Genomic DNA, 11872 nt, shown 5'->3' on the forward strand with positions numbered 1-11872 from the left:
CCGCCCTTCGGCCCAGGTGTGGCGTCGTCCGGGAAGCGGTCCCCACTCCCGCGCGTCGTGGTGAGCAGCGCGAGTCTCCCGACGGCGCATCACCGGCACGTCACCGACGCGTCACCGGAGGGCCGCGGACCGTCTGGTCCGCAGCGGTGGTCACCCGGCCGTGGTGGGTGTGGCCTGCCGGGCGGCCGTCAGGCGCCGGGCCGCACGCGACGGCGCTCCGGTGTCCTGCGCGTCCTGCGACCGGCACCCACGAGGACCCTCACCACACGAAGGTCCCGGTCGGCCGGGGAGGGACCGCCGCAGGGGACGGTGGTGGGACGGCCTGGTCACCGTGACGCCAGTAGCCCACGACCTGCTCGAGCGGTGCGCTCCTGAGCAGGCGCACCGCCTCCTCGCACCAGCCCTGCAGAGGCGCCACACCGTCGACCTCGGGTCCGGCCTGCAGGACGCGGTAGAGCGCACGACGCAGGAGGAACACGGCGCCCTCGCGGACCGGATCCCCCGGGGGGCGGTGCGCGACGCCGGCCACCCGCTGCACGGCCGTGTCGACGGCGGACTCGAGATCGGCGGCGAGCCCCTCGGGCTGGGGCAGCCCCTCCGCACCGAGGACGCGCCCCATCGCGTCCGCTGCGCCCACCTGGACCAGTTGCTTGAGGGCCTCGGAGCTGCCGGCCGCGAGGCCCGCGGCGACACCGGCCTGCGGCCCCATGATCGCCCCCAGGGTCCCGGCCGCCACGGCGGCCGGGACGGCGGCAGAGACCGCTCGCCGCAGCCAGGCTGCGACGCGGACCCGGGCTGACGCACGCTCCTCGGGTCCCGCCGTCCGCGCCGAGGCGGAGCAGGCCCGGTCGTCGAGCAGGCGGCGGAACCGGATGAGGAACCAGCTGAGCTCCTGGTGGGCCCGCTCCACCCGTCGGGCGTCACCCCGCTCGGGGCGGGGCGGCCCCAGCAGGGCGGCCAGGGTGTCCTGGACAGCGTCAGCGAACTCGAGCTCGCTCGGCGGGGGGCGGTACCCCAGGGCCGGCAGGATCCCCAGGAGGTCGTGGTCGAGCACCTCTCGGAGGCGCAGGAGGTCGGCCCTGCTGGACCTGTCCACGCGGCGCTCGACCGCTGTCAGGTCGTCCCAGAACTCCTCGTCATCGTTCAGCGTCTCCAGCGATCGGAGCAGTTCGCGTCCGGCTGTGACGAGCTCGTCGAGCACGATCCGGTCGTCGACCGCGGCGAGCTCCGCGTCGACCTGCTGGAGCGCGCGCCGCCTGGTCGCCAGGAGGCGCTGGGCGTCGTGCGCCTCGAGGGCCCGGCGCCCGCGGTCCCTGGCCGCCAGCAGGTCGGTGGACGGTGGGCGATCCGTCGCTCCGCCGGGGACCGGTTCCCGGTGCGCCGCGTCCGGGCGTCGGGCCGCCTCTCCGTCGGCCTGGTCCGGGGGAGCGGCCGCCGAGCCGGCGGAGTCTGCGGAGGGTGCGGTCTGGGCGCGCCTCGGCGGGGACGACTTCCGGGGTGCGGCGGCCCTCTGGGTCGCCGATGCCTGAGACATGAGCGCTCCCGAACCCTCGGCGGCGTGCCGGGACAGCCAAGCGAGCGGAGGACGCCCGCACAAGGCCGGGCGTCGCGCCGGCCGCGCCCGGGGCCGGCCAGGGCCTGCGTGTCGCACCTCCGCGTGCGCGCGGAGTCGTCGGTGGAACGCCTCGGGGAGGACGCTGCTCCGGGTGCTACTTGATGCCGGTGTTCGCGACGCCCTGGGCGATCTGGCGCTGGAGGACCAGGAAGACCGCGAGCAGGGGCAGGATGCCGAGGACGGCGGAGGCCATGGTCTCGGCGTACTGGATCGCGGAACCGCCGACCAGGCTGCTGAGACCGACCGGGATGGTCTGCGACTTGGTCTGGGTGAGGACCAGCAGCGGCCAGAGGAAGGCGTTCCACGACGTGATGAACGTCAGGATCGCCACCGCGGAGATCGCCGGCCGGGACAGCGGCATGGCGATCCCGGAGTAGATCCGCCACCAGCTGGCACCGTCGAGCCGGGCGGCCTCGATGAGGGCCACCGGGATGGCCTTCATGAAGGAGTGGAAGACGAAGAGGGCCACGGGGAGGGCGACCGAGGGCAGGACGACCGCCCAGTAGGTCCCCAGCAGGCCGAGTGCCCGGAACTCGAGGAACTGCGGCAGGACGAGCGCCTCCACGGGCACCATCAGGCCGGCCAGGATGAGCCCGAACACGATGTACTTCCCGCGGAAGTCGAGGTTGACCAGGGCGAAGGCGGCCATCGAGGAGACCACCACGGTGAAGACGACCGTGAGGGTGGAGATGACGAAGCTGTTGACGTACCACCAGCCCAGCGGGCTCGAGTTCCACGCGTAGCTGTACGCGTCGAGGTTCCAGTTGTTCGACCACGGGGTCGTGGGGTTCGCCGCGATCTCGTCGTTGGGCCGCAGCGACGTGATCAGCGCCCACAGGAACGGGACCAGCCAGATCAGGGCGAAGAGCGTCACACAGGTGGCGGCGAGCCGGTTGAACAGCTTCCCGCTCTGCTCCTGCTCGCCCCGCCGGCGCGAACGCCCGGCGCCGGAGCGATCGGCGCCGGCCGCAGGCGCGGCCACCACGGTCGACATCGTCGGTCTCCCCTCAGGCGTCCGCGGAGTTGCTGCGCCGCCGGACCAGGAACCAGGCGACGCTGACGAGGACCAGGACCACGAAGTAGACCATCGTCGCGGCGGCCGCGTAGCCGCCCCGGTAGGCGGAGAACCCGGTGTCGAAGATGTACTGGATGACCGGGCGCGTCGTGTAGTTCGGACCGCCGGTCAGCAGGATGTAGATCTGGTCGAACACCTTCAGCGACGAGAGGACCTGGAGGATCAGCACGAGGCCGATGGTCGGGCGCAGCAGGGGGATCGTGATCATCCGGATCTGTTGCCACGGCCCGGCGCCGTCGAGCGTCGCCGCTTCGTAGACCTCCTCCGAGATCTCCTGGAGGGCCGCGGTGTAGAGGATGAAGTTGAAGCCGAACGTCCACCACACGGTGAGCAGGACGACGGCGAACCAGGCACCCGAGGTGCTGCCGAAGAAGTCGGGGGCGGTGAGCCCGAACCAGCCGAAGGCGTTGGTGATGAGCCCGGTCTCGGGCGTGTACATGAAGGCGAAGATGAGGCACACGGCGGCCGAGGGGACGACGTACGGGGCGAAGAAGGCGAGCCGGTAGAACCACTGGCCGCGGCCCAGACGCGAGACGAGGACGGCGAAGAGCAGCGGCAGCAGCACCAGGATCGGCGTGGTCAGCAGCGTGAACAGCGCCGAGTGCCACATCGAGGCCCAGAAGTCGGCGTTGGTCAGGACGTCGGCGTAGTTCGAGAAGCCGACCCAGCTGCCGATGCCGGATCGCACCGTGGTGGTGTTGAACAGGCTGATGACCAGGCCGATGACCACCGGGCCGATGAGGAAGGCGAGGTAGAGGGCCAGGAACGGCGTGGCGAACAGCCAGCCCGCCCGGTTCTCGGAGCGGGGGGCCCTCCCCGCGCTCGCGTGCCGGGTCGTGGCCTCGATCCCGGTCGTGGGCGCGGGCAGCGCGGTGGCGGTCATGTCGGTCTCCGTCCTACACGGGTGGCCGGGCGGTGGAGAACGTCTGCAGGCTGCTGGTCAGGGCGCCGACGCCACCTGCGGGATCGGTGGCCCCGGTCAGCACGCTGGCGACGACGGAGCCCATGGCGGTCTGGAAGTCCGAGCCCGCTCCGGTGTACCAGCCGGGCGGGTCGTAGACCGCGTTGAAGGCCGCCTCCGTGTAGTTGCTCTGCGGCTGGAGCGCGAGGAACTCCTCGCTCTCCTGCACCGGCAGCCAGGCGGGGACGTGTCCGCCGTCCGCCCAGGTCGAGCTCTGGTCCAGCAGGCCCCTGACGAAGCGCACGGCGTTCCCGGTCCGCGTGGCGTCGCGTCCGGGACTCGCCGGTATGACCAGTGCGTGGGAGTCGGCGTAGGCGACCGGCTCGGGGCCGAGGAGGGCGGGGAAGGGCACGACGTTGAAGTCGAGGCCCTCGACATCGCGGTACGTCGGGATCTGCCACACGCCGTCGAACAGGAACCCGACCTCGCCGTTGCTGAAGAGGGTCGACGACGTCGTCGACGTGGCGGTGCGCGGCAGCAGCCCCAGCTCCCCGGTGAGGCTCTGCAGGAAGGTGAACGACTCCTCCATGGCGGCGCGGTCGATCGTGACCCTGGTGCCGAGGTCCTCGACGATCGGTCCGGCCAGACCGGAGTAGGTCATCAGGAAGAGGCGCCAGCAGGTCGAGGGGTCCACCGTGATCGACGCGACCGCCGCGTACTCGTTGCCGGTCGAGTCCTTCATCGCCTGGAGGGTGGCGATGAAGTCGTCGCTGTTCCTCATGGGCTTGAGGTTCTCGCCGGTCTCGTCGAGCAGGCCGGCCTGCTCCGCCAGTGCGCTGTTGTAGTAGAGCACGAACGGGTGGGTGTCGATCGGGACCGCGTACGTGGTGCCGTCCACCGTGGCCTTCTCCCAGGCGGCGGGCGTGAACTGGTCCTCGGTGATCCCCGCGGCGGCGAACTGGTCGGCGACGGGCTCGAGCAGTCCGGCCTGCGCCAGGAGGGGCACCCGGGACAGGTGCGCGACGGTCACGTCGGGCGGGCGGCCGCTCGAGGTCGACAGCGCCAGCTTGGTGTAGAAGGGGTTGCCCCAGGAGAGCAGCGAGGCCTCGACCGACGTGCCGGACGACTCGCGGAAGGTCTCCAGCATGGTCGCCATGTTCTCGCCGTCACCACCACCGAACAGGTGCCAGAAGATGACGTCGGCGGTCCTCGGCTGCCCTCCGGTGAAGCTGGTGGCGAGCGGTGACGCGCACCCCGACATCGCGACGGCGAGCGAGAGACCACCCCCCGCGGCGAGGAACTGACGACGTGAGATTCCAGTCATGGGAGACGTCCAGTCCTAGCCCGAGTTGCCGGTGCCGAGGACTCTGCACGGCTTCCTCGGGGAGGGCAACAGCAGGATCTTCGCCGTGGAGGGGGGCGTGGCCGGACGGATTCCGGAGGTCGCGCCACCGCGAGAGCTCGATCGACGGCGTTCGTGCTGGTGACTCCGTCGCAGGAGCCTCGGGGGTCCGTTCCAGGGCCACGGGACCGGCCGGGCGCGGTCGACCCCACCCGCGGGGCACGAGCCGACGGGCCTGCCCGGCCCGACCCCCGCGGCGCCGGCCGCCGGTGGGCTCGACGACCCCGACCGGACACGCCGGTGTCCGGCGGGATCCGGGGCACCTGCCAGCATCGACGAGTGGGCATCGACGACGTGGGCACCGACGACCGGACGCCCGGCCCGGGTGGCCCGCTCGTCGACCCCAAGACCGAGGAGTGACCATGCCCGTACGCGCCAGCCGGCAGGACGGCACCCACCCCCGCCCGCAACTGGTGCGGGAGGGGTGGACCGACCTGTGCGGCACCTGGCAACTGGCCTACGACGACGCCCGCGAGGGACTCGACGGGCGCTGGGCCGCGCTGGCCGACCTCGCCGACCGCGGCGTCTTCGACCGCGACGTCACCGTGCCCTTCCCGCCGGAGTCCGAGGCGTCGGGCATCGGCGACAACGGTCCCCACCCGGTCCTGTGGTACCGGCGTGCCCTGCGGCTGGCCGACGTCGCGGACGCCGACGCCGTCCGCGGGCACGGGCACCGCGTCGTCCTGCGCTTCGCCGCGGTCGACTACCGCGCGCAGGTCTGGCTGGACGGCACGCTGCTGGGCTCGCACGAGGGCGGCCAGACGCCGTTCTCCTTCGAGGTGACGGACCTGCTGACGGCCGGGGACGCGGACGAGCACGTCCTGGTGGTGCGGGCGGAGGACGATCCGCGGGACGTGACCCAGCCCCGCGGCAAGCAGGACTGGCTCGACGAGCCGCACGTCATCTGGTACTCGCGCACCAGTGGCATCTGGCAGCCGGTGTGGTGCGAGGTCGTGCCGGCCGTGGCGGTGGAGCACCTGGCCTGGACGCCGGACGTCGCCGCCTCCGCCGTGCACCTGGGCCTCACCCTGCGCGAGGTGCCGTCCCGGCCGGTGACGGTGGCGGTGCGGCTGGAGCTGGAGGGCACGCTGCTGGCCGAGCACCGCGTCCGCGTGCACGAGCAGCGGACGCAGACCACGGTGGCAGTCCCCGCGCTGCTCAACGGACAGGCGCGCCAGGACCTGACGTGGTCCCCCGAGACCCCGCGCCTGGTCGACGCCACCGTGCAGGTGCTCGCCGACGACGGCGACGGCGGGGAACGGGTGGTCGACGAGGTCGGCAGCTACCTCGGCCTGCGCACCGCCGGCGTCGGCGGCCGGGCGTTCCTGCTCAACGGCCTGCCGTACTACGTGCGGTCGGTGCTGGAGCAGGGGTACTGGCCGGACTCGCACCTGACCGCCCCGGACGCCGGGGCGCTGCGCCGCGAGGTGGAGCTCATCAAGGGGCTCGGCTTCAACGCCGTCCGGGTCCACCAGAAGGTCGAGGACCCCCGGTTCCTGTACTGGGCCGACCGGCTGGGCCTGCTCGTGTGGGGGGAGACGGCCAACGCGTTCGCCTTCTCACCGGAGGCCGTGCGGCGACTCACCGCCGAGTGGCTCGAAGTCGTGCACCGCGACGTCAGCCACCCCTGCATCGTCACCTGGGTGCCGATGAACGAGAGCTGGGGCGTGCACGACGTCGCCACCGACCCGGCCCAGCACGCCTACACCGTCGCGCTGGCCGCCCTGACCCGGGCGGTGGACCCCAGCCGGCCGGTGGTGAGCAACGACGGCTGGGAGCACACCGACAGCGACCTGTGGACCGTGCACGACTACGCCGACACCGGGGCGGTCCTCGCGCAGCGGTACGGGTCCCCCGAGGTGCGGGCGACGCTGGAGGACTTCTGGCCCGCCGGGCGCCGCGTCCTGCTGCCCGGCGCCGTCGACCGGGGGCAGCCGGTGATGCTCACGGAGTTCGGCGGCGTCCGGTACACCCCGCGGCCGCCCGAGGAGGTGCCCGTGGAGCGCACCTGGGGGTACTCCAGCGCCGAGGACGCCGAGGACTTCGCCGCGCGGCTGGAGGACCTGCTGTCGGCCGTGCACGCCTCGCCGGTGCTGGCCGGGTTCTGCTACACCCAGCTCACCGACACCATGCAGGAGGCCAACGGCCTGCTCGACGAGCAGCGGCAGCCCAAGCTGCCGATCGAGCGGCTGCGCCGGATCATCACCGGCCGCCAGGACTGAACCCCGGGGACCGCGGCCGGACGCGCGGACGCCCCGGCCCGCGGGTGCGGGCCGGGGCGTCCGGAGGGGAGGGTCTACCGCAGGTCGAAGCGGTCGAGCTCCATGACCTTCACCCACGCCTCGGCGAAGTCCCGCACGAACCTCTCCTTCGCGTCGTCGGCCGAGTAGACCTCGACGATGCCGCGCAGGATCGAGTTCGAGCCGAACACCAGGTCGGCGGCGGTGGCGGTGCGCACGACGTGGCCGTCGGCGTCCAGCCCCTCGTAGACGCCCTCGGTGTCGACCGAGGTGCGCCACGAGGTGCCCAGGTCGAGCAGGTTGCGGAAGAAGTCCTGCGACAGCACGCCCGGGCGGTCGGTGAAGACGCCGTGGCGCACGCCGCCGGTGTTCGCGCCGAGCACCCGCAGGCCGCCGACGAGGAGCGTCATCTCCTTGGCGGTCAGGCTGAGCATGTAGGCCCGGTCCACCAGCAGCGTCTCCGGCTGGAGCTTGCTGCCCGGCGCGATCCAGTTGCGGAAGCCGTCGGCCCGCGGCTCGAGCCAGCGGAAGTTCTCGACGTCGGTCTGCTCCTGCGAGGCGTCGGTGCGGCCCGGGGAGAACGGCACGGTCACCGGCACGCCGGCGTCCGCCGCGGCCTTCTCCACCGCCGCGGTGCCGCCGAGCACGATGAGGTCGGCCAGCGAGACCCGCTTGCCGGTCTGCTGCTCGAACTCCGCCCTCACCCGCTCGAGCACCGGCAGCACGTCCCGGACGCCCTCGTTGACCGCCCAGCCGAGCTGCGGCTCCAGGCGGATCCGGGCGCCGTTGGCGCCACCGCGCATGTCGGTGCTGCGGAACGACGCGGCCGAGGACCACGCCGTGTGCACCAGCTGCGGGACGGTCAGGCCCGACGACAGCAGCCGCTGCTTGAGGTCGGCGACCTCCGCCTCGCCCACGAGCTCGTGGGCGACGGCGGGCACCGGGTCCTGCCAGATGAGCTCCTCGGCCGGGACGTCCGGGCCGAGGTAGCGGCTCCGGGGGCCCATGTCGCGGTGCAGCAGCTTGAACCAGGCGCGCGCGTACTGGTCGGCGAAGTACTCGGGGTCGCGGTAGAAGCGCTCCGAGATCTCGCGGAACCCGGGGTCCATGATCAGCGCGAGGTCGGTCGTCGCCATCATCGGCGGGTTCTTCCTGCCCTCGATGTGCGCGTCGGGCACGAGCTCCTGCGCCTCGGCGTCCTTCGGCTTCCACTGCTTGGCGCCGGCGGGGCTCTCGGTGAGCTCCCACTCGTAGCGGAAGAGCATCTCGAAGTAGGTGTTGTCCCACGTCGTCGGCGTCGGGGTCCAGGCGCCCTCGAGGCCGCTGGTGATGGTGTCGGCCCCCTTGCCGGTGCCGTGCTGGCTGATCCAGCCCAGGCCGTTGCCGTGCACCGGGCAGCCCTCGGGCTCCGGGCCGACGAGCTCGGGGTTGCCGGCACCGTGCGTCTTGCCGAACGTGTGACCACCGGCGATGAGCGCGACGGTCTCCTCGTCGGTCATCCCCATCCGGCTGAAGGTGACCCGGATGTCGTGGGCGGAGGCGACCGGGTCGGGCTGGCCCTTCGGGCCCTCCGGGTTGACGTAGATCAGGCCCATGGTGACCGCGGCGAGGTGGCCCTCCTCGAGGTCGAGCGGGGCGTCGTCGGCGTAGCGCTCGTCGCCGAGCCAGGTGTCCTCCGGCCCCCAGAAGACCTCCTCGGGCTGCCAGCTGTCCTCGCGGCCGAAGGCGAAGCCGAACGTCTTCAGGCCCATGTCGTCGTGCGCGACGTTGCCGGCGAGCAGCAGCAGGTCGGCCCAGGAGAGCTTGCGGCCGTACTTCTGCTTGACCGGCAGCAGCAGGCGGCGGGCCTTGTCGAGGTTGGCGTTGTCCGGCCAGCTGTTGAGCGGGGCGAAGCGCTGCGCGCCGGTGTTGCCGCTGCCGCGGCCGTCGGCGATGCGGTACGTGCCGGCCGCGTGCCACGACATCCGGATGAACAGCGGGCCGTAGTGACCCCAGTCGGCCGGCCACCAGTCCTGCGAGGTGCGCATGACCTCCACGAGGTCGCGCTTGACCGCCTCGACGTCGAGCTGCGCGAACTCGGCCCGGTAGTCGAAGTCCTCGCCGAGCGGGTCGGAGCTCTTCGCCGGCCTGTTCAGGACCGACAGGTCGACCTGGTTGGGCCACCAGTCCCGGTTGCTCTGCGGCCGCCGGTCGGTGACCGGGGTCGGCGACTTGATCGCCGGGTTCTCGCTCTCGCTGGTGCTCTCGCTGTGGACCTTGTCGACCTCGTTGGTCACGGTCTCCCTCTCTCTGCTGGGGGGTGGGCGGGCGAGTCGGGGAGCGGACCGGCCGCGCAGGACGGGCAGCGTCCCCAGTAGACGACCTCGGCCTCGTCGATCACGAAGCCGCCCTCGTCCGAGGGGGTCAGGCAGGGCGCGACGCCGGTGGCGCAGTCGACGTCGACGATCGAGCCGCAGGACCGGCAGACCAGGTGGTGGTGGTTGTCGCCGACGCGCGCCTCGTACCGCGCGACCGACCCCTGGGGCTGGATGCGCCGCACCAGCCCGGTGTCGGTGAGGACGCGCAGCACGTCGTAGACGGCCTGGTGCGACACCGCACCCACGCGGTCGCGGGCGGCGCCGATCAGCGTCTCGGTGTCGACGTGCGGGTGGGCGTGGACGGCGTCGAGCACCGCCAGGCGCGGGCGGGTGACCCGCAGCCCGGCCGCGCGCAGGGCGCGCTCGAGGGCTGCTGCGTCGGGCACAGCGGCATCTTGACGTCCAGCCTGGAACGAGTCAAGAAAGGGTCCGGCTCCGGCGCCCCGCCACGGGCCTCCCCGGGAGGTCCCGGAGCCGGCCGGCGTCCGGGAACCGGGGGGTGCCCCGGGTCCTCCCGGATGTGCCGCACGCGGCCGGGTCAGCAGCCTGGACGCATGCCAGCAACCGCCCCCGGCCGAGCCTCGGCGGGCGCCTCCGTGCCGCTGCCCGCGGTGCACCGGTTCGCCGGCGACTCGACCCCGGCCCAGTTCGCCCGCTTCGTCCTCGTCGGCGGCTCGGCGAACGTGGTCTACGCCGGCCTGTTCCTGGTGCTGGCCCCGCTCGGGGACCAGGCGGCCAACGTCGCCGGCGTGATGGCGTCCACCGCGCTGGCCAACGAGCTGCACCGCCGGCTGACCTTCCGCGCCGGCGACCGGGCCGGCTGGGCGGCGGCCCAGTGGGCCGGTGGGGGACTGGCGGTCGCCGGGCTGGTGACCTCCCGTCTCACCCTGGCCGCCCTGGAGACCTGGACGGGCCCGGCCGGGCCGCTCGTCCCGGTGCTCGCGGTGTGGACCGTCAGCGGCGTGGTGGGGCTCGCCCGGTTCGCCGGACTGCGGTGGGTCCTGGTCGTCCGCCCGGGGCCCGGCGGGCGGGGTGCTGCGGTACACACCTCCTGACAGGAGCACCGACCAGGAGCAGGAGGCGCACGTGACCGGGAGCCCGGTCCCGCTGTGGCAGGACGAGCCGTACTCCCCGCGACCGCCGCTGGAGGGCGAGGTCCGGGCGGACGTCTGCGTGGTGGGCGCCGGCGTGGGCGGGCTGGCGACCGCCCGGCGGCTGCTCGACGCCGGGCTGTCGGTGGTCGTGCTCGACCGGCACGAGGTGGCCTCCGGCGCGAGCGGCCGCAACGGCGGCTTCTTCATCGCCGGCGCCGCCCCGATGTACCACGAGACCCGCGACCTCTGGGGCCGCGAGCGGGCGGTCGCCGTGCACGCGGCGACCCTGGCCACCCAGCGCGAGGTGCTCGAGGTGGCCGACGCCGTCGGTGCCCGCTCGCACTTCCGCGTCGGCGGGCTGCTCCGGCTCGCCGTCGACGCGGCCGAGGCCGACGACGTCCGGGCCAACGCCGCGGCGCTCGCCGAGGACGGCTTCCCCGGGGAGCTGGTGGCCGGCGGCGACCTGCCGGACCCGCTCGCCCGGCCCGGCCGGGCCGGGCTCTTCTTCCCCCACGACGGGTCGGTGCACCCCGTCCGCTGGCTCCGGGCGCTCGCCGCCGCCCTGGAGTCGCGCGGGGCGCGGGTCCTCGAGCACTCGCCGGTGGTCGCGCCGCCGGCCGCCGACGGCGACGGCGTCTGCGTGCGGACCGCGTCGGGCGTGGTGCGCTGCGACCGGGCCGTGGTGGCCGTGGACGGCGACCTCGCCGCGCTGGTGCCGTCGGCGGGGGCCGTGCGCCCGCGGCGGCTCAACATGCTCGCCACGGCACCGCTGCGCCGGACGGTCCTGCCGTTCCCCGTCTACGCGCGCTTCGGTCACGAGTACGTGCACCAGACGGCCGACGGCCGGATCGCGCTCGGCGGCTTCTCCGACCTCGACGGCGACGCGAGCTGGACCGACCGGGCCGAGGCCTCCACCGCCGTCCAGGATCGCCTGGACCGGTGGCTGGCCGAGGAGCTCGGGGTCGACGCGCCGGTGACGCACCGGTGGGCCGGTGTCGTGGGCTTCGCCGAGGACCCCCTGCCGCGGTGCGGGCCGGTGCCCGGCACCGACGGGCGGGTGCTCGCCCTCGGCGGCTACAACGGCACGGGCCACGTGCAGGCGTGGGTGGCCTCCCGCGTGGTGGCCGACCTCGTCGTCGCCGGCGGCAGCCCGTCCGCCGGGCTGTACGCGGCCGTCGACGCCTGAGC

The 11872-nt window shown here is 73.5% G+C and carries 9 protein-coding genes; 3 read left to right on the forward strand and 6 right to left on the reverse strand.

Annotation, left to right across the window (positions count from 1 at the left end; translation table 11 throughout):
- Window positions 1–259 precede the first annotated feature (259 nt).
- The 4 genes from BMZ33_RS18060 to BMZ33_RS18075 form a co-directional block, all read right to left on the reverse strand.
- Window positions 260–1201, reverse strand: a complete 942-nt coding sequence (locus BMZ33_RS18060; RefSeq protein ID WP_136697342.1) for a hypothetical protein — start codon at window positions 1199–1201, stop codon at window positions 260–262.
- A 508-nt stretch (window positions 1202–1709) separates the two neighbouring features.
- Window positions 1710–2609, reverse strand: coding sequence for a carbohydrate ABC transporter permease (locus tag BMZ33_RS18065; protein WP_091114073.1), 900 nt, complete (start codon window positions 2607–2609; stop codon window positions 1710–1712).
- A gap of 13 nt (window positions 2610–2622) precedes the next feature.
- Complete coding sequence (locus BMZ33_RS18070; protein WP_091114076.1) at window positions 2623–3573, reverse strand: carbohydrate ABC transporter permease; 951 nt, start codon at window positions 3571–3573, stop codon at window positions 2623–2625.
- A 13-nt stretch (window positions 3574–3586) separates the two neighbouring features.
- A complete protein-coding gene (locus tag BMZ33_RS18075; protein WP_169064550.1) occupies window positions 3587–4915 on the reverse strand; it encodes a substrate-binding domain-containing protein in 1329 nt (442 codons plus the stop codon).
- 440 nt (window positions 4916–5355) lie between these two features.
- On the opposite strand from BMZ33_RS18075, the gene BMZ33_RS18080 reads away from it, so the two are divergent.
- Window positions 5356–7215, forward strand: coding sequence for a glycoside hydrolase family 2 protein (locus tag BMZ33_RS18080; RefSeq protein ID WP_091114079.1), 1860 nt, complete (start codon window positions 5356–5358; stop codon window positions 7213–7215).
- A 74-nt stretch (window positions 7216–7289) separates the two neighbouring features.
- On the opposite strand, the gene katG is transcribed toward BMZ33_RS18080, so the two are convergent.
- Complete coding sequence (gene katG, locus BMZ33_RS18085) at window positions 7290–9509, reverse strand: catalase/peroxidase HPI (protein ID WP_169064520.1); 2220 nt, start codon at window positions 9507–9509, stop codon at window positions 7290–7292.
- A complete protein-coding gene (locus BMZ33_RS18090) occupies window positions 9506–9976 on the reverse strand; it encodes a Fur family transcriptional regulator (RefSeq protein ID WP_091114084.1) in 471 nt (156 codons plus the stop codon). The genes katG and BMZ33_RS18090 overlap by 4 nt, the downstream gene beginning before the upstream one ends.
- Window positions 9977–10144: 168 nt before the next feature.
- On the opposite strand from BMZ33_RS18090, the gene BMZ33_RS18095 reads away from it, so the two are divergent.
- Entirely contained in the window at window positions 10145–10645 is a 501-nt protein-coding gene (locus BMZ33_RS18095; protein WP_091114088.1) for a GtrA family protein, read from the forward strand.
- 31 nt (window positions 10646–10676) lie between these two features.
- Window positions 10677–11870 (forward strand): NAD(P)/FAD-dependent oxidoreductase, encoded by a 1194-nt coding sequence (locus BMZ33_RS18100; protein ID WP_169064521.1) that lies wholly within the window; start codon window positions 10677–10679, stop codon window positions 11868–11870.
- Window positions 11871–11872: the final 2 nt, after the last annotated feature.

Origin of the sequence: Geodermatophilus dictyosporus (assembly GCF_900115505.1) — a bacterium.
Classification (GTDB): Bacteria; Actinomycetota; Actinomycetes; order Mycobacteriales; family Geodermatophilaceae; genus Geodermatophilus; species Geodermatophilus dictyosporus.

Coding starts and splice junctions, on each gene's coding strand:
- BMZ33_RS18065 (WP_091114073.1), bottom strand. CDS start 2,609: ATGTCGACCGTGGTGGCCGCGCCTGCGGCCGGCGCCGATCGCTCCGGC.
- BMZ33_RS18070 (WP_091114076.1), bottom strand. CDS start 3,573: ATGACCGCCACCGCGCTGCCCGCGCCCACGACCGGGATCGAGGCCACG.
- BMZ33_RS18075 (WP_169064550.1), bottom strand. CDS start 4,915: ATGACTGGAATCTCACGTCGTCAGTTCCTCGCCGCGGGGGGTGGTCTC.
- BMZ33_RS18080 (WP_091114079.1), top strand. CDS start 5,356: ATGCCCGTACGCGCCAGCCGGCAGGACGGCACCCACCCCCGCCCGCAA.
- BMZ33_RS18095 (WP_091114088.1), top strand. CDS start 10,145: ATGCCAGCAACCGCCCCCGGCCGAGCCTCGGCGGGCGCCTCCGTGCCG.